Consider the following 25,700-nt stretch of genomic DNA (forward strand, 5'->3'; position numbering starts at 1 on the left):
TGTGAACTACCACCCCCTAAAGGGCGTGGCTTCCTAAGTCAAAGACTTATTCTTTTTTGACGGTTCTTATGTCAGTAACGCTTAGTTACTGACACAGGGTATCCTTACCCTCGGGGTTGCGACTTTCGCAGGGCTCCAGTCGTCTTATATCCCCTCCACGCTCCTTGCTCGTCCAGTAGATGGTTTTACTGAGTTAGGCTTTCTGCGTTTGCCTTTTTTTGGCTAGTGCATCTTCTGTAGTCAGCAAGTTACCATCCAACACCGTTCCAGTGTCTTTAATGAGCTTAATTGCTCGCTTGGCAATCACTTTCGCTGCATTGGTGTCAGCGTTCTCAGCGTGTCCACAGCTTAGACAAACAAATTTGTCTTGTGTTTGTCTGTTATCTGGGTGAGTGTGGCCACAGAAGGCACACTCTTGAGAAGTGTGATGCGCAGGGACTTTAAACACCGCTTTATTAAGTTTAGCGGCTTTATAAGTCACAAACAGACCGATCCTGTACCAACCAGCATGTAAGATCGCTTTGTTTAAACCTGCTTTCTTACTAGCACCGTTGTATAAAAACTTACCTGTCTTTTCACAACGCTTTGGCTTTGGGCGTTTGGTCATGTTTTTGGTTTTTAAGTCTTCTAACACAAAGACTTGATTATCACTATCCACAATCTTTCTTGAAGTTTGATGTGCAAACTCAATACGGATGTTGGCTATTTGTTCATGCGCTTTGGATAGATGAAATTTGGTTTTGTTGTAGCGATTTGAGCCTTTGACTTGGCGTGATAGTCTGCGCTGCAATCGTTTTAGTTTGGTTTGCAACTGTTTAAATCGCTGTAATTGCTTGTCGGAGTAACTAAAATTACCGTCATTGCCCAAACCTTTATCATTGGTCGCACAAGTAATGGCAACACCCCGATCCATGCCAAGGGTGAGTTTATCCAAATCTTCTGCATCTAATGTGCGTAATTGTTCTAGCTGTTGTTCTAAGCTTAATATCATAGCATCATCAATCAGTGGATCTGTGTAATTAAATGACACTGACCAGCGACCACGACGCTTACTAACCGTAATTGAGCGTGGAAACTCATAATCTCGATGTGCGCTGAATTTAAGCAACCCAATGGGCTTGGATTTTGTGCCAAGCTCAATACAGGTTTCACCTGATTTTGGGTGTTTAACGAACCGAAACAATTCACTGGTGATATAAACAGAGGCTTTGTCTTTCTTAGCGTGAAATCTTGGACGACCGCAGACACCACGCAGAAAGTTAATAAAGGTTTGATACCAACGGACAGCACCGTTTCTTAGAATTTGACTGGGAACATCATAGAACCACGGTGTTAATTCTTTGTCTTTATACTGAGAATAGCTTTGATCATGTAATCCATAGGCATATTCTTTGGGGAAGAATTTACGACATAAGCCACGGTAGTAAACATCTTCTTGTGCTTTGGCATTCCAGATAGCACGCTGACAGCCCATCCATCAACTTAGGATGAGTCTTAATTCATCTGTCGGGTGTGCTTGGAATTTAACGCCAGTGAGCATAAGAAACAAGAAATACCAGTGGTTGATTATGTGGTGATTATAGCATATAATATCAGGTAAAACAATCTAGTGAAAGCATATTATGTACGAATGGCGAACTGGAAAACACTGCGTTTTTAAAAATACCTATCATCTTGTGTTTGTCACAAAATACCGTCGTGGCGTGTTTGATGATGAGCTGCTAAAACACTGTGAGGCGGTTATCAAAGAAACCTGCTTACAGATGGACTGTGAATTGCATGAGTTTAATGGTGAAGACGACCATATCCACATACTAATCAGCACCCCTCCAAAGCACGCTGTCAGCAATGTGGTGGGTAAACTTAAAGGCAAAAGCGCCTACAGTTTAAAAAAGCACTATCTGGATAGAATAAAACCCTATCTATGGGGTCATCATTTCTGGTCTGGTAGTTATTGCTGTGTATCGGTGGGTAGTGCAACCTTAGACACTGTTAAACAGTATATAGAACATCAGCAGCGACCAGTCTCAGAGGACGCTGCCAAGCGCTCACAAAGGGCTGCTAAACCGAACAGAAAACAACGCCCCTTGACCCCGACCTAAAGGATGGGGAATGCGGGGCGGGGGTGTTCAATGAACAAAAAGTGCATGATATCAAACCATTAACAAACCATCTATAAGCAAATTGTTAATATACCAAAAAGCGTCTGTCTCCGATGGCTTTGACACGGTTTGCCTCGCTCTCATAGTGGCTGATGTCGTTCTCAAGCTTGCGGATTTTCTCTGGCAGCTCAAGCATATAAGCGCGCGCTTCTTTTTCGCTCTTAAATTCCAGATTGTCGCCTTCTTGAAGTTTCTTAAGCTGATCTTGTAGTTTTTTTAAGTCGCGTTTGCCACTATCGACCATGTTGCGCAGCTTATAGATGTTATGACCATATCGGTTGGCGATGTTCAGATCTTCTTGGATCTCGACTGGGCAGACATCGTTCAGATAGTTGCCGCTAAGCCCACGGCGATAGGCATTCGGCATGGTGCAATAGGTCTTTAGGCCCTTTTGTCGTCCTTGCTCCCATGTTTTTTGGTCAGGTACGACGCCGACACGGGCGCAGGCTTTGGCATGGTCTGCGATACGACCCCAGTCATAGCCTTGATAGCCATCGCGTTCGCCGATCTGTAGCCAGTCTGCGACTTGGCATTCTGCCTTGGACAAGGACGCACACCCTGCCACTGTCGCCATCATCGCAAGAGCTGTCGCATAAACCACCACTTTCATCATATCCATTCCTTAGCAAAAGTTCTGAGTATCATTAACTTTACTACGCATCATTGTAGCAAATTTTTGGGGAAAATCCCATCGATTTTTAAGCCAAAGTTACTGATCGATCGCCTGCAAATCCACCGCTTGCAGGGCATCGAGCGCATCGATGAGCGCGCGGTATTCTGGGCGCATGGCGATGAACTGACTTGCACTGACCGCATCGACATCAGCGCGGCATTTACTTTCAAAGGCTTCTGCCGCCGCACGCAGTCGTGGTACGCCCGAATAGCGCGACGCACCGACCATGCGATGGCTGATTTGTGCCAATTTATCACGCTCGCGATCCGCCCATGCGCGCTCTAGGGCTTGTTTTTCGCTATCGGCGCTGTCGATGAGCATACCCAATAGCTTCATCGCAAGCTCAGGCTTATTCGCCGAACGCGCCAACGCATCTGCCCAATCGACATCCGCCAGCGCATGACTTGGCGGTGTATCTTGGGCGACGATCGGTTCTTGGGGCATCGCACCAAAAATATCTGCAGCATCGTCCAGATCGTCGATTTCACTGGCATGACGCGACAGCCATTTTTGCAAAGTCTGCACCAGTTGTACCTGCCCGATGGGCTTGCCGACATAGTCATTGAGTCCCGCTGAGACCAAGCGGTCTTTCTCATCGGACAGTCCATGCGCGGTCAAAGCCACGATCGGCACAGGCTCAGACAGATGCGCCTGCTCGATCTTGCGAATCTGAATCGACGCTTCAAGCCCTGACATTCTCGGCATCTGCACATCCATAAACACCAAATCAATCGGCGGGCTGGCACCTGTGATGCTATTGGTCATCATTTCGATGGCATCAAAACCGCTGCTTGCTGTCACCACTTCGATGCCAAGCTCACCAAGCAGTGCATCGAGCACCAGCAGATTTGGCAAATGATCATCGACAGCGAGCACACGACAGCCATCAAAGCGCGCTTGGCGAGTGCTTTGGCTGATGGCGGTGTCGATTTGATTGCTAAATAATGCATACAACTGACGCGCATCCATCGGCTCATACAGCCCGTGAGTTTTATATTTTTCTAATAAATCTGCATCCATGCCGACTTGATAACCATAGCTAGCAAGCTTACCTGTATAACGCAAGCGAATCTGACGCAGAATCGCACCGACATCATCTTTGGCGGCATCTTGACCGAAATAATCAACCAACACCCAATCAAACCGCACTTCTTGTTTATCAAGTTGTTCTAATAAGTCAGCCAGACCAATGGCAATGGTGATATTCACCGGTGTCTCTGCCAAGCTTGCGCGTAAGACTTGCAGCGCTGGCGCATGGTTGATCCATACAAGCACATTCATCGCAGGCAAAGTCGGCACGCAAGATAACAAGGTCGTATCACCTTGATCACCTGTGCCACCGATGTCTGTTGGCATCTCGAACCAAAAGGTCGCGCCTGCATTGGCGATGTTTTCGCTTTGATTATCAAAAAACCCAATCGAGCCACCCATCAGTAGCGTCAGCTGCTTGGAGATCACCAAGCCAAGTCCCGTGCCACCATAACGACGCGTGACCGACAGATCGCCCTGGCTAAAGCTTTGGAACAGCTGCGCTTTATCACTTTCGCTGATGCCCTTACCCGTATCTTCGACCGAAATGTGCAACAAGCCTGTTTTCTCAGACAGCCCAACACGCACGATCACACCGCCCATATCGGTGAATTTGATGGCATTGCCCACCAGATTGGTTAAGATTTGCTTCACACGCAGGCTATCACCGACCACCGTCGTCGGCACATCACGATAAAACAGCACCGCCAAGCGCAGCCGCTTTTCTAATGCGGCAGGTGACAGCATATCAACGACATCATAGACCACCGAATACAGATCAAAATCATGGCGATCCAATTCAAGCTTGCCTGCTTCGATCTTCGAAAAATCCAATACATCATTTACCAAGGCCAATAAATGCGCGCTGGATTTTTTGATCGTTTGCACATACAGATCCTGCTCACTTGATAGACCTGATTTGCGCGCAAGTAAGTTGATAAAACCATCAATACTGTTCAGCGGTGTGCGCAGCTCATGGCTGATATTAGCAAGAAACGCGGTCTTGGCTTGGCTTGCTGATACGGCGGCGTCGCGCGCATTACGAATGGAGATGTTCTGCATTTCCATCTCATCAAAGGCCTGCTGCAAGTCGCGTTCGGTCTCTTCGGCGTGGGTTTTTAGCTCAGTAAAACTGGTGTCAAGCCGCTTAATCGCGCGTGAAAAATCATCAAGCAGCAGCGCAAATTCGCCATTGGTCTTAAGCTTGGGTTTTTTGGATAATTGATCGGCGGTGAGTCGTTGCAGATACAGGCGCATCTCATAAATCGGCGCGATCCATCGCTTAGAATAGATATTCAAAATCAACAGCAGCAGCAAAATCGTTAAAAGCCCTGTCGTCGCAAGCGCCAGTGCCACACGATAATACGCGATGATCAAAGGCTGCTTGTCCATATCCACGAACAGCCAGTAGCGCTTATTATTAAAAATAATCGGCGTGCCATACGCTGTGCCGACGACGGTCGGATGGCGCATGATTTTCTTGGCGTGCGTATCGAACGCACCCCACGAGCTGTCCGACTGCATCCCTGTGGTGATCAGCACGCGCCCAACTTCATCCATCACCGCGACCCTAAGCACATGCTGACTGCGCGATTGTTGCAGCTGATTGAGCCAATGCTCGGTCGCAACCGTGGGGCTTGGCATCGGTGTGATGGTGCTGAGCGTGCTGCTTTGGTTCATCTCTTCGATCTGTAGATTCAGCAGGGCTTGTGCTTTTTCCAGATCCATCAACAGCGGACGCACGATCGGCTCATAGCGCACCAACGCCGCCTGCGCCAAGGCATCTTGCTCGGACAAAATCGCGCGCCGCGTCTCGCTCATCACCAGATACGAACCCACCAACGCCAACACCACAATCGGCAAAAACACCAATAAAATCAGCTGTCCATAGGCGCTTTTGACGCCATAACTTTTCTCAATCGACATAATCGCGCTACATTGATTATTTGTAAGCACTATATCAAAAATTTGTAAAAAAAGCATCATTTTACTGATCGTGGCATCACAGCTTTTTATTCTGCCAAGATGTGACATAGATTTGATATAATGCCTGTAGCGGCTTATGCTTAGCAAGACCACTTTTTATAATAAGGAATGCGCCATGACACTTGCCAACCACCTAAACAACCCCACTCTTATCCGCGAAGCCTGCCACATAGATGGCAAATGGACAACCGCCCAAAGTGGCAAAACCATTGACATCACCAATCCATTTGATGGCTCGTATCTTGGCTGTGTGCCTGATTTATCCGCCGATGAAGTGCGTATTGCGGTTACTGCTGCCGATACTGCCCAAAAAACATGGGCAAGACTCACCCCCAAGGCTCGTGGCGAGATTTTGCACAAATGGGCAGATTTGATTGATGCCAATATTGATGATTTGGCGATCATTATGACGCTTGAGCAAGGCAAGCCGCTGAGTGAAGCTCGTGGCGAAGTGGCATATGCCAACAGCTTTATCCGTTGGTTTGCCGAAGAAGGCAAGCGTGTCTATGGTGATGTCATGGCAGCCACCAACCCTGCCTTACGCTACACCATCCTAAAGCAGCCTGTCGGTGTCTGTGCTGCCATCACCCCGTGGAATTTCCCAGCGGCGATGATTACTCGTAAAGCCGCTCCTGCACTCGCAGCTGGCTGTACTATGATTGTCAAGCCAGATAGCCAAACGCCATTTTCTGCCATCGCCATGATGGTACTTGCCGAACAAGCCGGTCTGCCCAAAGGCGTACTGCAAATCGTCACAGGCGATGCCCCAACCATCGGCAGCGTGCTAACCAAAGATGAACGCATTCATAAGCTATCCTTTACAGGCTCGACCGCTGTCGGTCGCCTACTGATGGAGCAATGTGCCAGCACCGTCAAAAAACTCTCACTAGAGCTTGGCGGTAATGCCCCATTTATCGTCTTTGAAGATGCTGACCTTGAAAAAGCTGCTACTGGCTTGATTGGCTCAAAATACCGCAACGCAGGGCAAACTTGCGTCTGTGCCAACCGTGTCTATGTCCAAGACAGCATCAAAGATAAATTCTTAGAAATTTTTAAAGAAAAAGTTGATGCCCTAACAGTCGGTAACGGCATGACATCAGGCGTGGAAGTCGGGCCGCTCATCAATGATAAAGCCTTGCAGAAAGTGGAACATCTATTAAACGATGCTTTGGATAAAGGTGCAACACTCATCACCGGTGGCGACAAAAATGATGCCAGTAAATTAACCTTCAACCCAACCATCATCAGTGATATCACCCCTGAGATGGACATCTACCGTGAAGAGATTTTTGGCCCAATTGCGCCCGTATTCACCTTCTCAAGCGAAGAAGAAGTCATCACTATGGCAAACGATACCATCTATGGCTTGGCAGCATACTTTTATACCAATGATCTGGGTCGCTCGTGGCGAGTATCTGAAGCTTTGGAATATGGCATGGTCGCCCAAAACACAGGGCTGCTATCCACCGAAGTTGCCCCCTTTGGCGGTGTCAAGCAGTCAGGCTTTGGGCGTGAAGGCTCAAAATACGGCATCGAAGAATACATCACCATCAAATATTGGTGTGCGGATATTAGTTAGTATTCACCACACAAACAAAACCCCAAATCATCGATTTGGGGTTTTGTTTTAAGACCGCTATGTGTCTTGGGTTTGCATTTGTGATTGCCTTATGGGCGAATCACTGGTGCAGTTTCACCTGGATTTAGGATACCTGAACCATCTACATCGACAGTCACACGGCGGTTAGGCTGTAGACATTCGATCAGTTGTGGGCGTGGTAGTTTCATATCACAGGCTTTGATTTGTTCAGTTTCGCCTGCACCGTATGAACGGATTAGGTTCGCTGGGATGCCTTGGCTGACTAGGTAGTTCACCACAGTCTTAGCACGGTTTTGTGATAGGCGTTGGTTGTACGCATCAGTACCTAGTAGGTCAGTATGACCAGTAACGACCAGACCGTTTAGTTGGTCGAAAGTCTTCAGACGAGCTGCTAGCTCATCTAGGTCGCGACGACCTGCTGGTAGCATATCGTTTAGAGTGTGCTTGTCGAAAGCAAACAGAGCGTCAGCATTTAGCGTGTAGCGTTGTAGGCTTGGTGCTTTTGGTGCTGGTGCAACTGGTGCAGGCACTTCTTTTACAATGACTTCTGGCGCTGGTTGTGCTGGTGGGCAAGCACCATCCACAGGATCTACTGGGTTCCAGTAGAAGGTACGGGTGAACTTGTCTTTATCAAATAAGACTTTGAATTGGCAAGTGGTCACATCATCGGTACCCACACCTGGGGTATGGAAGTGGAATAGATAGTTCCACTCGCGTGGACGCCATACTTCATCATAGTGTGGACGGCCAAGTAGTTGGTATAGTTGGTCTTTGGTCATGCCAGCTTTGACTTCTTTTAGGCTGGCAAGATTTGGGAAAGTACCACGGTTTTTGTCAAAGGTGACAGAGTCCCAACGAGGCCATACTGGGTTATCAGTTGTACCTTCAGCGGTGACTTTGGTTGGGGTAGTACCACAAGCAGTCATGGCAGCAGCTAGTGCTGAGACTGCTAGGGCTTTGTAGATGGTTTTCATAAAAAAATTCCTTACAATGGAGGATTGGGCATCAAGTCATCTAAAAGACTAAGATGACCTGATACGATTATACAATTATTTGGCAGAAATATTCAAGAAAATATCTGTAAGATTTCTGCAATTATACAAAGTGATTACAAGTAATTACAAATAATTACCAGAAGTAACCCAAGCCTAAGTTACCCGCATTTTCATTTTGGGTATTGGTTGAGTACGCACCACGGAATAGCCACTTACCATTATCCGAGATCGATGTGAAGCCTACTGCCACACCAGTTTCACCTTCGTACTGACCGACAGCCGCTACGAAGCCTGACTGACCTTCACGGTATGCCTGTGGCAAGCCCGCTGCTGCCATCGCTGATGCCGAGCCCGCCTTACGGTTCGAGTCTAGGTCATCGATACGATTATTGACAGCGCCGATTTGCTGATTGAAGTTGTTCTGTACGGCATACAGCTGGCTACCATTGATCGCATCAGTCGATGATGGGCTGATCGCACCATTTGCGACATTGGTAATTTGGCTACCGCCGACGCTTAGGGCTGGTACAGCAGTATCATCGATCTTCTGACCTGCGCTGTTGTAGTTGCCGCCTGCGACCGTGGTTAGAGCTGTGTTGCCTGCATCACCACCGACATTGACTGTTGGTGCTGTGACTGACTGTCCAATGGTAATATTTTTTGCTAAATTAAACTCAACATCATTACTATCAGCAGCTTTAGTGATGACAACATTACCATCTGTGTTTTTCAGATCAACTGTGTCGCCTGGATTGACCGTGCTTGCATTCGTGCCATTTGCCAATAGACCAAAGCCCGAATTATTGATTACATCGACGATATTACCCACAGTTGCAACTTTATTGGCATTATTCGCATCAGCGATTGCCTTGCCTGCTGGTACTGTTTTGCCATCTGCATCTTTTGCAGCGCCATCACTCACTGATGCAACACCTGTCTCAACCTTGACTGAAATATTGCCCGTCGTTGGGTTGGTTACGATGGTTGCTGTTTCAGTGTTTTCAAAGTTCAGCGTGCCATCTTTGGTGATGATGGTCGGTGCAGGCATATCTACATACAGTGTACCATTGGTATCTGCTTTGATGGTCTTGCCATCAATCTTGGTGGAATAAGTCACAACGCTTGTCTTGCCATCTTCTGAAGTGACCGTAACTTGAGTGCCTGTACCTTGTTTGAACTGTACATTGTCAGCAGGATTGACACGATCGACACGCTCACCTGCATTATTTAGGACATTCCAGCCAGTTTGATTAATGGTAGTTGTGATATCACCGATAGTCGCTATACGACCTGCATCCACCGTTGTATTTGGTACAGCTTTACCATTTTCATCAACTTTTGATGTACCCGTATTGACATTTACCGAGACATTACCTGTGGTTTGATTGACTTCAATTCTTGTCGTATTGGTATTCTCAAGGTTGATCGGACCTTCTTTGGTGATAATCACTGGCGCAGGTGTGATGGCGGTTAGCTTGCCATCTTCGCCGATGGTGATGGTCTTGTCATCGACATTGATATCAAAGGTAACATTGCTTTGAGTGCCGTTGGTGTAATCAATACGAGCAGTTGTACCAGTACCGTTGACAAAAGCAACGGTGTCGTATGGCTTAACAAAGTCCACAGCTTCATCATTGACTTTTAGGTTCCAGCCTGCATTTAGGACATCACCTAGGGTTGCTGCATTAGTGCCTGAAGTCTTGGCAAGATCTTGCGCATCTTGTGCGGTGAATGGCGAACCATCATCTTTTGTCGGCGTCTTGGTTGGATTGTCACCAATACTTGTCGTCGGTGGCAAGACAGTGGTCAAGTTATTGATCACATTCTTACCTTCAGGCGTAGTCATGATGGTGATTGGGCTAGTAGTGATCAGCTCGCCTGCTTCATTCGTATAAGAACCACCGATGGTTGTGCTATTCAGCACAAGATCATCTTTGGTTGCATAGGTATAAGAAATCACGCCTGTAGTCGTATTGATCTCTTGAGTAACTTGCATATTGTTACCAGCTTCGAAGTTCACCTGATCGCCTGGGTTAACCAAAGTATTTTTTGCACCACCTGTTGCTGTGGTTGAGTTGGTATTCCAGCCTGATGCATTGATCATATCAGCAACATTTTGAGCTGTCGCAACTGCATTACCTGCGTTTGTGATCGCAGCTTGTGCCGCATCTACGGCATCTTGAGCTGCTTTCTTCTCAGCTTCAGTTGCAGTATCAGGTAGTGCTGCTAGAGCTTCTTCAGCTGCTTCTAGAGCTTCAGTCAATGCTGGAGTTACAGGACCTGTAACTTTACCAGTTTGTACACCATCCACTTCTTCAGGGTTGATAACACCTGTGTTCACATCTACGGTGACATTGTTACCATCAACTTTTACTGAGGTTGTTGGTGTATTCACAAAGTTCAGACCTGATGTGGTTGCATTTGCTGGATCTGCGTTAGCGGTAAATGTTGGTGCGATTGCAGAAATACGACTTACCACATTTTCAACCGGTTTTGCATCAGCTTTTGGTGTACCATCTGCATTTAGATCAGCTGGGTTGTAGAATTTATCACCAACTTTTGTCACAGTATTACCAGCGGCATCCACATAAGTGATTTCGGTGGTGGTGCCATCAACATTGATGTCAAAGGTAATATTGCTTTGAGTGCCGTTGGTGTAATCAATACGAGCAGTTGTACCAGTACCGTTGACAAAAGCAACGGTGTCGTATGGCTTAACAAAGTCCACAGCTTCATCATTGACTTTTAGGTTCCAGCCAGCATTTAGAACATCGCCCACAGTCGCTGCATTATTGTACATCGCAGCAGCTGTGGTCGCATTTGGACCTGTTTGTGACTTGGTGTATTCCGTTGATGCAACATCACTAGGTACTCCAGTTGTTGCATTGATTGTCATGTCGCCCACATTATAAGTCGGCGTCAAGTTGCCTTTGACATTAGCCAAAGTTTTTGGTGAATCTGCAACATTATCACCATCATTCATCGAAGCAATCACATCACCTGCATCGACTGGGGTCGCTGGCGTCGCTGTGCCGTCTGCAACTTGCTCTGGCGTTGTACCTCGTGGGTAGTATTTACCATCGATCAATACAGTATCTGCTGGGTAGAAATTACCATCCGGTGCTTTGACCAGTTTATTGCCATCAGCATCGGTATAGATCACTGGGAATTGATCCAATGTACCTTTTGTCACTAGATACAATTGCGAGCCGTTGATTGCATCAGTTGAAGTGGCAGAGATTTCACCTGCAGCGACATTTTGGATACGGCGTTCTGCACCTGACGCACCTACAGTGACAACACCATTTGCTGTTGCACCTGCAAAGCCACCATAGGTTACACCACCAACAGTTGCATTAGTTACAGTGCCTGTATCACCTGCTGTAGTCGTTGTGCCACCAGCTTCTTGGTTAATTTTTAACAATGTCGTACCAACAGCTTTACCCGCAGTCGCTTCTGACTCATTGCCTAGATAGACAGAGTTTGCTACTGTGCCTGAGCCATCTGTGGTCAAATCTGCACCACGGTTGATACCTTTACCTAGTACAAAAGTATTGGCAGTTGTAATGGTATTGTTGTTACCTACGATGATTGAGTCATTGCCTTTGGCAAGGCTGTGTGAACCAATAACAATCTCACCTTTAGTTGTTGTAGCAGCTGCAAGGGCAGAGCGTGCGGCATTTTCAGCACCGTGAGCAGCGTTACGTGCAGGGCGATATTGGTCTAGGTAAGTTTCACGCGCTGCCCCTGTCAAGCCTTGGGCATCTGCATCAGCAACGGCTTTTGCCCAAATTTCATCTTGCTCTAGACGAGCTTCGTGCAGAGCATTTAGATTATCCCATTCGGCACGGGTAACACCTGTTGCAGAATTAGTACCGATTGCCACTGCTTCTACTGTAGGCGTATGTGTAAAAGTACCAACTGCAATACTGTCAGTTTTCATTGCATTGGCAAAGCGACCGATAGCTGTTGCATTGACAGCTGATGCATTAGCAACCGAACCAAGCACCGCTGCATCTAGCGCTTGTGCTTTTGAATAATAACCGACCGCTGTTGCACGCTCAGCACCCGCACCAGTTTGAGCACCGACAGCAACTGAGTTTTTTCCTGCTGCATTTGCATAATAACCATTTGCAATGCTGTATGCACCCGATGAAGTAGAGTTACCAGAAATAGCAACCGAATAATCACCAGAAGATGTTGAGTTCGTACCGAGTGATAAAGACGATACGCCTGATGCCTTCGCATTCCAGCCCATTGCAGCTGCTTGCTGAGCTGTCGCTTGGGTTGCGACACCCACTGCTACTGAGCGGTCAGCAGATGCGTTGGCATTCGTACCAATTGCGACGGCTTGTTGTCCATTGTCTGCTTTAGCATTTAAGCCCAATGCAGTACCTGAATCAATAGCACTAGCATCTTGACCAATTGCGATAGCTGGCAGCTCACCACCTCCGGCCAAAAGAACGCCTTTTGCTGTTGCATTTTTACCAATTGCAATTGATCCCCAAGCATTATCACCTGGTGCTAAGGTTTTAGCACCAGCACCAATCGCAATTGCACCTTCTGGAGAAGTATCGATAAGTGTTGTGCCAGATTGTGGCGTATCTGCAGTTGCTGTTGCCGCTTGTGCAGTGCCACTGATTGCTACAGTGGTAATTGCTGCCGCTAGGACAGTTTTGGCGGTTTTTACCGATTTAGTTTTGCCCTTGGCACGCGCGATTTCCGAAACTGCCGTCCAGCTTTGGGTGGCATGGTTCCAGATAACTTTAAAAGCTTTGTTCATAAATTCACTTCCGTCAATAAAGAAAAGGTGATATTGCTGCTCGGTGATGATAGCGACATATCAGCTTAATATGCTTACTACCGTGTAACCCCCCAAGCGTCCCAAACTAACGATAACATGGCTTAAAATATCGCTAGTGTAATGTCTTCATTATAGCATTACAATTTATTATTACCACACCCCCCCCCTGCGGAAAGTATAAAATTGGTACGACATAACATATATTTTTAATATTTTATTATTATGTTTTATATCAATAAATTATGATATATTTGTATAAATTTTGTTCAATTTTTTATTGCCAAAATTTTACACAAAGTTACATAATTTACATAAAAACAACTTAATCTAAGCCTGTTTTACTGATGAGATTTGATTAAAATTCACTCAATTCAAACATAATAAATACGCTGTATCTGTGTAACCGTGATGTCATTATAAGTACATAATTATTTACAAATGATTGATTTTTGGCAAGTTTTGATGACTATGAGTAAGATTGGGTGGTGTGGTGATGGGTGGGGATTTTTTTGGTGAAATGATGAACAAATGGCATGATATATTTTATCAAATGTAATCATTGGGAATATTAATCAAAATCTACAAAAAATAATGTATCGAAATATGAGAATATGACATCTGTATGACAAGATGACGGCTTGTGGGGCGATTCCTAGCTGATGAGATGGGCGACAGACTGCCTTTTTTTATCATGGATATGCTATAATCTGCCATTATATCGACAGAGCAAAGCTTATGACAGACTTTATCCATCACACCACCACGCTATCTGACTGCGTGGGCAATACACCACTGGTCAAGCTATCCGCACTTGGCAAGAACACAGGTGCGACACTGCTCGCCAAGCTAGAAGGCAACAACCCAGCAGGCTCAGTCAAAGATCGCCCTGCCTTTAATATGATCTATCAAGCCGAACAGCGTGGCGATATCAAACCAGGTGATACACTCATCGAAGCCACCAGCGGCAATACAGGCATTGCCCTAGCGATGGTCGCTGCCATGCGTGGCTATCAGATGACACTGCTGATGCCTGCCAACTCCACCCAAGAGCGTAAAGACGCAATGACCGCCTATGGTGCCACACTGATCGAAGTCGCTGACGGTATGGAAGCAGCACGAGATCTGGCACTACAGATGCAAGCTGAAGGCAAGGGTATCGTGCTCGATCAGTTTAACAACGCTGACAACAAGCAAGCCCACTACCTAACCACAGGCCCTGAACTGTGGGAGCAGACTGATGGCAAGATTACACACTTTGTCAGCAGCATGGGCACCACAGGCACCATCATGGGCGTGAGCCAATATCTCAAAGAACAAAACCCTGCCATCCAAGTTATCGGACTACAGCCAGATGACGCTTCAAGCATCGCAGGGATTCGCCGTTGGCCTGCCGAATATCTGCCAGGGATTTTTGATGCGTCATTGGTCGATACCATCATGGATGTCAGCCAAGCCGATGCCGAACGCTATATGCGTAAGCTGGCTCGCGAAGAAGGCATCTTCTGCGGTGTATCATCAGGCGGTGCGGCGTGGGCAGCACATCAGATCGCCAAAGACAATCCTGATGCCGTGATTGCCTTTATCGTGTGCGACCGTGGTGATCGCTATCTATCCACAGGGCTGTTTGGTGTCGTCGATGCACCATCAGAGTCAGAGTAAGCCGATATGAATAGCCAATCGCCGATACTGGTCTTTGACATTGAGACCATCCCTGATGTTGAGACGGGTCGCCGTCTGTATCCGACACTCAAGGACTTGGACGATGCCGATGCACTGTCCGCCTTGACCGCACTGCGTCAGGCTGAAGCAGGGACGGATTTTATGCGTCTGCCCCTGCACAAGGTGGCGTGTCTGTCGTTTTTGTGGTTTGATGGGATGAATTTTCGTCTCAAATCCTTATCGCTTGAGACGATGAGCGAACAAGAGATTTTGGCGACTTTTTTGCGTGCCTTTGACAAAAAACCCGTGCTCGTCAGCTGGAACGGTGCAGGCTTTGACATCCCTGTCATCATGTACCGAGCCATGCACCACAGACTGTCTGCCCCTGCGCTGTTTAATTCTGCTCACAAGCCTGATTATCTGTATCGCTATGGCGAGATGCATATTGATCTGATGGACAAGATGTCCTTGTACAACGGCTATCAACGCCAAAAGCTCGACACCATCGCAAGCCTATGTGGCTTTGCTGGCAAAGGCGATATCGACGGCTCGCAAGTCGTGCCGATGGTACAAGCAGGCGACTGGCAAAAGCTCACTACCTACTGCGAGTCAGATGTGCTGAACACTTGGCTGATTTATCTTAGATGGCTGATATTGACTGGCAAAATGGACACGCCTGCCGCTGATGGACTGATCGATGCGACTTATGGCTTTGTGGAATCACTGCATAATGCCGATGGCTCATTGCGTCATCAAGGATTCTTGGATGCGTGGGTGCGGTGAGTAACGGTTTGTTGCAATCACCATGCACAGCCTGCCCGTATGTCCTACGCTTACGAACAACAAGCCCGTCGATGATGGGCTTATTTTTTATCCGAAATTAACACACAAAATCCCCAACTTACAAAGTCAGGGATTGTAAAAAATCAACGCAATGCGTGAATTTTTATCGGCAAATTAGCCAATACCAGTTGGGATTTTTTGCTAAGCCAAGTGAGCGATGATGCATATGAAATACTTCGAGCAAACTTGGCGACACAAAAAAAACCAATTGGGGAAGGCTATTAGATTTTACCAACTAGGTCTAGGCTTGGTTTTAGCGTCTCTTGACCTGCTTCCCAAGCTGCTGGGCAGACTTCGCCGTCGTTTTCGCGGACATATTGTGCTGCTTTTACTTTACGAACCATGTCTTTTGCGCTACGGCCGATGCCTAGGTCGTGGATTTCAGCAACTTTGATTAGACCGTCTGGATCTACTAGGAAAGTACCGCGTAGTGCTGCGTGCTGACCTTCGATCATGATGTTGAAGCCACGAGTGATTTCACCAGTACCGTCACCGAGCATTGGGTATTGTACTTTTGAGATCGCTGGAGAAGCGTCATGCCATGCTTTGTGTACGAAGTGAGTGTCAGTAGATACTGCATATACTTCTACGCCTAGGCCTTTTAGCTCATCGTAGTGAGCAGCCATGTCTTCTAGCTCAGTTGGGCATACGAAAGTGAAATCGTGTGGGTAGAATAGGAAGATTGCCCACTTGCCTTTTACATCAGCAGTAGAGATGGTTTTGAATTCGCCGTTTACATAGGCTTGAGTTGAGAACTCAGGAATGTGTTGATTGATGATAGCTGCCATGATGACATCCTTTTATGTTGATTAAATTTACAAACAACTAAGAAAAACCAAACAATGCAAGCACCGCCTCTTTTTCCTTAGCTCACCCCCTATAATACAACAAAAAAACATAATTTCAACAGTTAAAACTTTCAATTCTATTGTTTTATTTTATCAAACTTGGGTAAAATAGCAGGATAAAATTATCAATCATAAGGATCGCCATGATTACGCTACGCCAACTGGAATTTGCCCTAGCTGTCGCCAAGCATCGCCACTTTAAACGCGCTGCTGAAGAGTGCAACATCTCCCAATCCGCCCTAAGCCTTGGCATCGCCGAGCTAGAAAAGCAGCTGGATACACAGATTTTTGAGCGCAATAACAAGCAAGTGCTGATCACGCCGATCGGCGAAGAGCTGCTTGAGCGCGCCCAACGCGTGTTCAGCGAAATCAGCGATCTGACCACGCGTGCGCACAGCCATCAGATTCCGCTTGCCTATCCGATGACCATCGGCATCATCCCGACCATCGCGCCTTATCTGCTGCCAAAGGTACTGCCTGCCCTACGCGAACAGTACCCAAGCTTTGAGCTGTCCGTGGTCGAAAAACAAACCGAACGCCTGATCGATCAAGTACGCTATGGACACATCGACACGGCAATCATCGCGCTGCCTTATCCGCTAGAAGGCTTGCACGCGTTTGAGTTTTGGGCGGAAGATTTTTTTGCGATCTTGCCCGAAGGTGATGCACACATCGAGCTTGGTAAGATTCACAGCGATGATTTGTCCAAGACCAATTTATTACTGCTTGGCGAAGGGCACTGCCTGACCGATCAAGTACTGTCGGTGTGTTCGCTGAATAAAAATGAGATCAAATCTGGCTTTTCAGATGCCAGCCTAAACACACTGATTCAAATGAGCCTTGCTGGCATGGGCACGACGCTTGTGCCGAAGATGGCACTGGATCAAATCAGCGCAACCAACAAAGTGCGCGCCGTCGCCCTAGCCGAACAAGGCCCGCACCGCAGACTTGCCTTTATCACCCGCCTAAACTATGCGCGCGTCAATGATGTTAAGCTGTTGAGCGAGATTTTTGGGCGAGCATTGGCACAGACTGAGCAGTGATTTTTGGCAAATAAGCTGCCTAAACCGCTTAAAAAAAATCACCCATTGCTGATACTTTGGGTGATTTTTATTTTAAATTATTAATAAATTAAATTATCAATAATTACAGATGCTTATCTAGCAATGCCGCAAATTCTGACTTTGGACGGCCGCCAACGACCGCTTCAACACGCTCACCACCTTTGAAGACAAATAGCGTCGGGATGCTGCGGATACCAAAGCGCGCTGCTGATTCTGGGTTGGCATCGACATCGACTTTGACGATTTTGACTTTGCCCGCATAATCATCAGCAAGCTCTTCTAGGATTGGCGCGATTTGGCGGCATGGACCACACCAAGTTGCCCAAAAATCTACCAAAACCACTTCATCAGAGCCTAGTACTTCAGCATCAAAGCTGGCATCAGTTGCGTTTACGATTGACATAATGTTCTACCTTTTAACTGTATGAATGAACGGAATGTTCATTAGATAAGGATATGCAGCGAAATTTCAAGGGTTGATTCACCACAAGTCATGCTATAATAACAGGCTTTATCGCCAATGGCATAGCCTTGGTGATTGATTTTATCAAAGATACCAATTGACTGAACCGATTATGACCTTAACCGACGACGCCATTGCTCAGATGAATGCGCTTGAAGACACCCAAGCCATTGAATTTTTTCAAGATTTTGCCAAATCGATCACCATCTATGAAGATGATGACATCTGGGTGCTGGATAAGCCTGCGGGTCTATTGAGCGTCGATGGTCGCCTGCTCAAGGTCAGCTTACAGTCTCGCCTGCTGCGCGTCAATCCTGAAATCAAGCTCATTCATCGGCTGGATATGGATACTTCAGGTTTGATTATTTTTGCTAAGCACAGTGATGCACAGACGCACATCAGCAAACAGTTCATCGATCGCCTGCCCCAAAAAGAATATCAAGCCGTGGTGATGGGCACAGTCCAGCACGATGACAAAAAAGGCATCATCGATGTGCCTGTGCGCTACGAGCCAAGCACCAAGCCGCGTCATATTGTCGATCACGACTGGTCAAAGCGCGCGCTGACGCATTATGAAGTCCTACACCATGAGCTGCGCCGCGACACATCAGGCAAGGCGCACCCTGTCACGCGCGTGGCGCTAAAGCCAATCACCGGCAGAAGTCATCAGCTGCGCGTGCATATGGTGCATATCGGTCATGTGATGATCGGTGATCCGATTTATGCTGAAGACACTGCGCTTGAGCTGTCACCACGGCTGAATCTGCACGCGCATAAGCTGCGACTCAAGCATCCTAGACATGGCGTGTGGATGGAATGGGAAAGCAATGTGCCGTTTTGATTTAAACTAAAAATCTCAAAACCCTGCATAATAAAGGTGCGTATAACGCACCCAACTTTTTATTTTATAAATATTTTTATTATTAATATTAAATAATTATCAAATCAATCCAGAAATCAGCGCGCATTGATACAAGCGTTTGGCGCGCGCACCTGTACCGCAAAATACCATCACAGGCTTAGGCAGCTCGCTGACCAGCTTGGCAAATTCATGCACCACTTTTTTGTCCACGCACGCGCTGCCATCGATCGGCAGATGCGCATAGCGAATGCCTGCTTGCTTGGCACTGCGCTCGATGGTTTGGCTGCTTGGCTGATGATCGATCTCATCATCAAAACGCAGATTGATCAGGCTTTGAAAGCCAAGATTGGCAAGGGTTTGGCACTGTGCAGGATGGATTTGCTTGTATAAGGTGATGGCTTGATGGTTCATAATACACTCACTGAATTTCGCAATTATATATTCCAAAAATGACTTTATAGTCTTGATGATTTGCAATTTTTGAATATATTAGCGAAATCCATCACACTTTGCAATGGTGATTTGGCATAAGCTTATGACCGTTTAAGCGCCTGTACCGCCAAATTGACACTCAAAAACACCTGCCCTGACAGCGACTGCATCACAGGACTGCCTGCCAAGACATCCATCACAGGACCTTTGACTTCGGCTAAGTGCAGGCATTTGTCTTGCTGTCGGCATTCTTGGTTAAGATCTTCTAGCATCTCTTGGGCGGATAAATCAATGTGATTGACCGCGGTCATCACCAGCACCACATCGCGCACATCAGGTGATTCGATGAGCTTTAATAAATCATCATGCACTGTCTTAGCATTACCAAAATACAAGCTCTCATCAATACGCAAAAGCAGCACGCCATCAAAAGTCGTCACCTGATGCCGCTCGATATTGCGAAAATGCTCACTGTCACCGACGCGCCCAAGCGTGGCGATATGCACCTTGTGCGTGCGATACACCATCAAGGCAAAACTGGCAAGCAGACCTGCCACCAAGCCCATATTCAGCCCAGAGACGATACAGATGATAAAAGTGATGATAAAACACAGAGCGTCAATCTTATCAAGTCGCCATGCTTGCTTGAGCGTCTCGATATCCACCATCGAGATCACCGAGCTTGTGATGATCGCTGCTAAGATCGCATAGGGCAAGCCAACGAGCATCTTTCCTAAAAACAGCACAATCAGCAGCACGCCAAAGGCGCAGACCATCGATGACAGCTGAGATTTTGAGCCGACAGACAGATTTAGCCCCGTGCGCGAGATGCCACTTGCCACAGCAAAACCACCGAACAAGCCGCTTGCGACATTGGCAAGCCCAAGCCCGAGCAGCTCTTTGTTGTCACTATACGGCTGTTTTCGAAGGCGCGCTTGCTGACTTGCAATGGTCGAGCTTGAGATGAACGCCACCAGTGCGATCAAAAGTGCCGATGGTAACAGCTCAAGTAAAGTTGAGATGGATAAAGTAGGCAGGGTAAGACTGGGCAGCCCTGTCGGCAGATCGCTTAGGACATTCACCCCTTGTGCGCCAAGTTCCCAATGATGACTGAGCCAAATCGATGCTGCGACCAGCACGATGACAAAAAATCGATTGGCAAAACCTTGATACTTAGCAGGCAGCCATCCCCACACAATACGGCTACCATAGCGGCTGATAATCAATAGCAATAATGCGCCCAATCCTACGATGATGGTCGCTGTATGCACAGGCTTGGTGTTGGTCATGCCAGTGGCAATCAAGGTCATCAGATTATCACCAACAAGTGGAATACCAAGCAAATGCTTGACCTGACTGAACATAATCAGCACCGCCGCCCCACTGATAAAGCCTGCCGATACGCCGCGACTGACAAACTGCATGATCCAGCCTAGGCGCATGATGCTACTTAGGCACAAAATCACCCCGACCATACACGCCAGTGTCACCGCCAGCTGAATATACTGCAAGCTGCCACCAGCATAGTTCGACAGCGCACCTGCGGTCATGATCGCGGTGATCGCTACAGGTCCAACCGATGATGTGCTGCTTGAGTTGATCCACGCATAGACCATCACAGGCACGATGGCGGTATATAGCCCCATGATCGGCGGTAAGCCCGCCAATGCAGCATAACCTAAGCTCTGCGGAATGACCAATATCGCCATCATCACGCCTGCTTGCACTTCGCTCATCGCTAGGCGTACATCACCCATTGCATCAAAAGCCCAAGTCGGTATCAAGCTGCGCCATTGCATGGTTGTTTTTCCGTTGTTGTTATTTTTACCAAACTGGTATTATGAGTAAAAATGTGCCAATTTGCAATGTTTTCACCCATCTGTATGCTTGAGTTTGTCTTTTTCTTGAAAATCAACCAATAAAAAAGCCTGCAACGCGTGTGCAAGCTTTTTTATGGATGACTACGATTATTCGCCGTAGATTTTCATACCTTGGGCGAATGCACAGCCTTTTTGGCGTGCAGAAACAACCATCGCGTCATGCTCGCCATATAGGCGTGACAAGGTGTTTTGCTTAGCGGCGCGCTGACCACTGCCTGCACCCATGCCTAGGCTGATGCTTGGGTAGATGCCATGGCGACCACCGGTCAGACCGATGCCGATGCCTGATGCTGACAAGCCCACTTGTTGGTTTTGGGTTTGTTCCACAAGCTTGGCAATACGGCTGACTTCTGATTGCAGACTTTGGCAATCATAGCTTTGGTAGGTGTTTGGGTTGATGTATTGTGGTGCGACTTTGCCAGTAGATGCACAGCCTGTCAGTACCGCGGCAGCAGCGGCTGCACCGAAAATTAATGCTTTCATAACAATCCTTACAATAAGGGATAACACTCAAGGAAAACAGCTTGACACACATACATCAAGCCAACTGATGGTCAATGACCTAAAATTCTCAACTTCAAGTACGACGCGACGCACACAGCGGACTGTCAGGTGCGGCACTCATATTCGCCCACTCATCAGGCGTATAAGCATGGATCGCAAGCGCGTGCACCGTACCGCCATTTGTCATCAAAAATGGATTGGCGATGGCATAGACCTTTTGGTGGCGTGCTGCCAATCTTAAGCCTGTGAATGCATCACTGACGATGGTCAGCTTAAAATGGCTTTCTTTACCTTCAAAATAGCCTGCGTGCATATGGCTTTCGTTCTCTAGGCTGATATGCGTCGGTGCAAGTGCTTGTAATGCGTGCTGTAGTGCGTCAGCGGTCGTTGTCATGGTATTATCCTTATTGGCTGATAACTGCTTAACGCTTATTAACGCTTGGCGGCTTGGTACAGCGGCATGACTGTCGGAATCAGCGCTTGCATATTCTTGATACGCGTGCCACTGCTTGGGTGCGTACTCAAAAACTGCGGCGGCGCACTTTGGTTGGCAGCGTTCATTTTTTGCCATAAAGTCACAGCGGCATTTGGGTTATAGCCTGCGCGCGCCATCAGCTCAAGACCAATCTTATCCGCTTCAGCTTCTTGGGTGCGCGAATGTGGCAAATCCAAACCAAGCTGCTGCGCCAAACCCACTAGCTGCTGCTGACCGCTTGATAATCCTAAAGCACTGGCAGCAATGCCAAGCACACCTGTGGTTGCCATCTGACGGCTCATCTTCTCACGCGAATGCTCGCGCAATGCGTGCGCCATCTCATGCCCCATGATCGCTGCGATCTCATCATCGGTCAGGTTCAGCTTATCGATGATGCCACTATAAAATACGATCTTACCACCTGGCATGACATAGGCATTGACTTCATTTGACTTAATCGAATGCACTTGCCAACGCCAATTCACCGCATCAGGACGATAGATGCTCGTCTGTGGAATCAGACGATTGGAGATATTTTTTAGGCGGCGCACTTGGGCAGCATCGACATCGAGCGTGCCTTTTTGGCGAGCTTCGCTGATGGTCTCAGCATACATCTGACTGGTCGCTTGCATGATCTGATCGCTCGATACCAATAACAGCTGCTTACGATCAGCACCAACCACCCCTGACTGTGTCGAGCTACTGCAGCCCACGACTGCTGTGGCACTGGTGGCGATCAGTGCCGTTGCGATCATGTGTTTTTTTAGTGTGCGCATACCTATCTCCTTTTCTTATTAAAATCATCAATTGATGACGATTATAACCAAAGCTTGTGCTTTCGCCTAGCCCATCAACACAAAAAGCTACAATTTCACAAACCAAACTGGACAGTTTCATAACACGCATTACGCACCATGACGCGTCATCACGGCGATTTGATATGCTATGTCATCAAACTGTCACACAATATTCATCAAATTGTCATCATTTTATCATCAAACTGTCATCAAGAATACCTAAAATGACAGCCATACAAAAGCACTGTTAGATGTTTTATTTTTCACTTTTCAATAAGGAAAACCCAATGAAATTGTCACTAAAAACCCTAATCATCAGCATGGCGACGGTCACTGCACTTGCCGCTTGTAGCAAACCTGCCGAGAAGCAAGCAGCCGCTGCAGACACCGCCACAACCACCACCAGTACCGCTGATAATACCGCTGCTAGCATGGAGCAAGTCGGCATCAACATCACAGGCGCTGGTGCTTCTTTTCCACAGCCGATTTATGCCAAATGGTCGGCTGACTTTAAAGCTGCCAATGGCGGTCAGGTCAATTACCAATCAATCGGCTCATCAGGCGGCATCAAGCAAATCATCGCCAAGACCGTCGATTTTGGCGCATCAGACGCACCGCTTAGTATTGAGGAGCTGAACAAAGAAGACCTAATCCAGTTCCCAACTGTCATCGGTGGTGTCGTTCCTGTGGTGAACATTGACGGCATCGAAGCAGGCGCACTAAAGCTTGACGGTGAGACTTTGGCAAATATCTATCTTGGCAAAATCACCACTTGGGATGATGCTGCGATCAAAGCACTAAACCCAGATTTGAACCTGCCAAGCGACAAAATCACCACCGTGTTCCGCTCAGATGGTTCAGGCACGACCTTTAACTTCACCGATTATCTTGCCAAAGTATCATCAGATTGGCAAAGCACTGTGGGTGTAGATAAATCAATCAAATGGCCAACCACTGCAACAGGCGCAGCAGGTAAAGGCAACGAAGGCGTGGCAAGCTATGTCGGCCGTATCAAAAACTCAATCGGCTATGTCGAGTACGCCTACGCTAAGCAAAATGGCATGGCGCATGTTTCGCTAAAAAATGCTGCAGGCGAATTCGTACAGCCATCAGCTGACAGCTTTGCTGCTGCAGGTGATATCGAGTGGAATAAGGACAATGGCTTTAACCAAGTCTTGACCAACTCAGCAACCACAGGCGCATGGCCAATCGCTGCAGCGACCTTCATCCTAGTACACAAAACCCCACAAAACCCTGAACAAGTGGCAAATGTACTAAAATTCTTCGACTGGGCATATACCAACGGCGACCAATCAGCCATCGATCTTGACTATGTACCATTCAGCGACAAGGCGGTAGATATCTTCCGTCAAAGCTGGGCGGACATCAAAGATGGCAGCGGCAACGCCGTCTATCAAGCGCAGTAATTCTGCACTGATCTGTGGTAATCGTTCATGGCATCGCACCATGAACGATTTGCCCATCAAGATTTCGATAATTATTATCATCAAATTTTATCACTAATTTATAACCACAATGCGATCGTCAGACAAATCCGTCGTTGTTATACATTAGTCATAATACACAGATCAATAAATACAGATTAATAATTTTGGAAAAAGTGTCATGATCAGTCAAAATCCCACACTCAGTGCCAAATTAAACCGCCAAAAACGCCTAGACACCGCCTTTGTGTGGTCCACACGCCTATCAGCTTTACTTGTGCTATTGACCTTAGGCGGCATCATGCTGTCTTTGGTCATTGGTGCACTGCCGAGTATTCAGGCATTTGGGCTAAATTTCTACACCAGCAGCAACTGGGACCCTGTGGCGGGTGAATTTGGCGCGCTGGCACCGATTTACGGTACGCTTGTCACATCAATCATCGCTGTGGTGATCGCTGTGCCGGTCAGCTTTGGGATTGCGGTATTTTTGACCGAATTATGCCCAACTTTTTTAAAACGGCCGCTTGGCATCGCCATTGAGCTATTGGCAGGCATTCCATCAATCATCTATGGTATGTGGGGCTTGTTCGTGTTCGCGCCGTGGTTTGGCGAAACGGTGCAACCGTGGCTGATTGAGAATCTTGCTCGCCTGCCGATCATCGGTCAGATGTTCGTCGGCGCACCGATTGGTATCGGTCTATTTACCGCAGGTCTTGTACTTGCCATCATGATCATTCCTTTTATCACCGCGACCATGCGCGATGTGTTTTTGGTCGTGCCAAATATGCTCAAAGAATCTGCCTACGGCATGGGTGCGACCACTTGGGAAGTGATGACCAAAGTCGTGCTGCCTTATACCAAAGCTGGTGTCGTCGGCGGTCTGATCTTAGGCTTAGGTCGTGCGCTTGGCGAGACGATGGCGGTGACTTTCTTGATTGGTAATACCTTTAATATCAATGCAAGCCTATTCACATCAGGCGTCTCGATCACATCAGCACTTGCCAATGAATTTGCCGAAGCATCCAGTGAGCTGCACTTATCATCGCTCCTGCACTTAGGTTTAATCCTGTTTGTCATCAGCTTTATTGTGCTAAGCCTATCGAAACTGATGCTGATGAAACTTGACAAAAACGCTGGTAAATAATTGTAAATCTAAAAATTTTAAAACAATGGAAAAAC

General features: G+C 47.2%; 20 protein-coding genes. 8 read left to right on the forward strand and 12 right to left on the reverse strand.

All coding sequences use genetic code 11. The features are described from left to right. Positions 1 to 193 precede the first annotated feature (193 nt). Entirely contained in the window at positions 194 to 1,474 is a 1,281-nt protein-coding gene (locus tag NGM44_RS04110; RefSeq protein WP_253224352.1) for a transposase, read from the reverse strand. Positions 1,475 to 1,622: 148 nt separating this feature from the next. Here NGM44_RS04110 and tnpA point away from each other — a divergent pair, with 148 nt between their 5' ends. After that, entirely contained in the window at positions 1,623 to 2,102 is a 480-nt protein-coding gene (tnpA, locus tag NGM44_RS04115) for an IS200/IS605 family transposase (RefSeq protein ID WP_253224353.1), read from the forward strand. Between the two features lie 85 nt (positions 2,103 to 2,187). On the opposite strand, the gene NGM44_RS04120 is transcribed toward tnpA, so the two are convergent. Both NGM44_RS04120 and NGM44_RS04125 read right to left on the reverse strand, forming a co-directional pair. Continuing rightward, positions 2,188 to 2,775, reverse strand: coding sequence for a DUF2799 domain-containing protein (locus NGM44_RS04120; protein ID WP_253224354.1), 588 nt, complete (start codon positions 2,773 to 2,775; stop codon positions 2,188 to 2,190). A gap of 96 nt (positions 2,776 to 2,871) precedes the next feature. Continuing rightward, a complete protein-coding gene (locus NGM44_RS04125; RefSeq protein ID WP_253224355.1) occupies positions 2,872 to 5,790 on the reverse strand; it encodes an ATP-binding protein in 2,919 nt (972 codons plus the stop codon). A 175-nt stretch (positions 5,791 to 5,965) separates the two neighbouring features. On the opposite strand from NGM44_RS04125, the gene NGM44_RS04130 reads away from it, so the two are divergent. Continuing rightward, the gene (locus NGM44_RS04130) at positions 5,966 to 7,429 is read left to right on the forward strand and encodes an NAD-dependent succinate-semialdehyde dehydrogenase (RefSeq protein ID WP_253224356.1); all 1,464 of its coding nucleotides are present in this window, start codon (positions 5,966 to 5,968) and stop codon (positions 7,427 to 7,429) included. A gap of 89 nt (positions 7,430 to 7,518) precedes the next feature. On the opposite strand, the gene NGM44_RS04135 is transcribed toward NGM44_RS04130, so the two are convergent. Continuing rightward, complete coding sequence (locus tag NGM44_RS04135) at positions 7,519 to 8,424, reverse strand: OmpA family protein (protein WP_253224357.1); 906 nt, start codon at positions 8,422 to 8,424, stop codon at positions 7,519 to 7,521. A 154-nt stretch (positions 8,425 to 8,578) separates the two neighbouring features. Then, complete coding sequence (locus NGM44_RS04140; protein WP_253224358.1) at positions 8,579 to 13,228, reverse strand: ESPR-type extended signal peptide-containing protein; 4,650 nt, start codon at positions 13,226 to 13,228, stop codon at positions 8,579 to 8,581. Positions 13,229 to 13,984: 756 nt separating this feature from the next. On the opposite strand from NGM44_RS04140, the gene cysM reads away from it, so the two are divergent. Beyond that, on the forward strand, positions 13,985 to 14,908 hold the full coding sequence (cysM, locus tag NGM44_RS04145) for a cysteine synthase CysM (RefSeq protein ID WP_253224359.1): 924 nt from the start codon (positions 13,985 to 13,987) through the stop codon (positions 14,906 to 14,908). A gap of 6 nt (positions 14,909 to 14,914) precedes the next feature. After that, on the forward strand, positions 14,915 to 15,691 hold the full coding sequence (locus NGM44_RS04150) for a 3'-5' exonuclease (RefSeq protein WP_253224360.1): 777 nt from the start codon (positions 14,915 to 14,917) through the stop codon (positions 15,689 to 15,691). A 281-nt stretch (positions 15,692 to 15,972) separates the two neighbouring features. Here NGM44_RS04150 and ahpC read toward each other — a convergent pair whose 3' ends face one another. Then, positions 15,973 to 16,539: an alkyl hydroperoxide reductase subunit C gene (gene ahpC / locus NGM44_RS04155; RefSeq protein WP_253224361.1), complete on the reverse strand. Its 567-nt coding sequence runs from the start codon at positions 16,537 to 16,539 to the stop codon at positions 15,973 to 15,975. Positions 16,540 to 16,742: 203 nt separating this feature from the next. Between ahpC and NGM44_RS04160 the strand changes: the two genes are divergently transcribed. Beyond that, complete coding sequence (locus NGM44_RS04160; protein ID WP_253224362.1) at positions 16,743 to 17,642, forward strand: hydrogen peroxide-inducible genes activator; 900 nt, start codon at positions 16,743 to 16,745, stop codon at positions 17,640 to 17,642. A gap of 103 nt (positions 17,643 to 17,745) precedes the next feature. Here NGM44_RS04160 and trxA read toward each other — a convergent pair whose 3' ends face one another. Next, the gene (gene trxA, locus NGM44_RS04165) at positions 17,746 to 18,066 is read right to left on the reverse strand and encodes a thioredoxin (protein ID WP_078317257.1); all 321 of its coding nucleotides are present in this window, start codon (positions 18,064 to 18,066) and stop codon (positions 17,746 to 17,748) included. Positions 18,067 to 18,238: 172 nt separating this feature from the next. Between trxA and NGM44_RS04170 the strand changes: the two genes are divergently transcribed. Beyond that, positions 18,239 to 18,967 carry an RluA family pseudouridine synthase gene (locus NGM44_RS04170; RefSeq protein ID WP_253224363.1) on the forward strand — a complete coding sequence of 243 codons (729 nt, stop codon included), beginning with the start codon at positions 18,239 to 18,241 and terminating at the stop codon, positions 18,965 to 18,967. Positions 18,968 to 19,066: 99 nt separating this feature from the next. On the opposite strand, the gene NGM44_RS04175 is transcribed toward NGM44_RS04170, so the two are convergent. The 5 genes from NGM44_RS04175 to NGM44_RS04195 form a co-directional block, all read right to left on the reverse strand. Beyond that, positions 19,067 to 19,399, reverse strand: a complete 333-nt coding sequence (locus tag NGM44_RS04175; protein WP_253224364.1) for a beta-lactamase hydrolase domain-containing protein — start codon at positions 19,397 to 19,399, stop codon at positions 19,067 to 19,069. A 122-nt stretch (positions 19,400 to 19,521) separates the two neighbouring features. Next, on the reverse strand, positions 19,522 to 21,219 hold the full coding sequence (locus NGM44_RS04180) for a SulP family inorganic anion transporter (protein WP_253224365.1): 1,698 nt from the start codon (positions 21,217 to 21,219) through the stop codon (positions 19,522 to 19,524). Between the two features lie 168 nt (positions 21,220 to 21,387). Beyond that, entirely contained in the window at positions 21,388 to 21,783 is a 396-nt protein-coding gene (locus NGM44_RS04185; RefSeq protein ID WP_253224366.1) for a hypothetical protein, read from the reverse strand. A gap of 94 nt (positions 21,784 to 21,877) precedes the next feature. Beyond that, positions 21,878 to 22,198, reverse strand: a complete 321-nt coding sequence (locus tag NGM44_RS04190; RefSeq protein WP_253224367.1) for a BolA family transcriptional regulator — start codon at positions 22,196 to 22,198, stop codon at positions 21,878 to 21,880. 38 nt (positions 22,199 to 22,236) lie between these two features. Next, positions 22,237 to 23,055, reverse strand: coding sequence for a M48 family metallopeptidase (locus tag NGM44_RS04195; RefSeq protein ID WP_253224368.1), 819 nt, complete (start codon positions 23,053 to 23,055; stop codon positions 22,237 to 22,239). A 308-nt stretch (positions 23,056 to 23,363) separates the two neighbouring features. Between NGM44_RS04195 and pstS the strand changes: the two genes are divergently transcribed. After that, on the forward strand, positions 23,364 to 24,503 hold the full coding sequence (pstS, locus tag NGM44_RS04200; protein ID WP_253224369.1) for a phosphate ABC transporter substrate-binding protein PstS: 1,140 nt from the start codon (positions 23,364 to 23,366) through the stop codon (positions 24,501 to 24,503). 199 nt (positions 24,504 to 24,702) lie between these two features. After that, entirely contained in the window at positions 24,703 to 25,665 is a 963-nt protein-coding gene (pstC, locus tag NGM44_RS04205; protein ID WP_253224370.1) for a phosphate ABC transporter permease subunit PstC, read from the forward strand. The last annotated feature ends 35 nt before the right edge of the window (positions 25,666 to 25,700 follow it).

The sequence above is a fragment of the Moraxella sp. FZFQ2102 genome (assembly GCF_024137865.1).
Lineage (GTDB): Bacteria > Pseudomonadota > Gammaproteobacteria > Pseudomonadales > Moraxellaceae > Moraxella.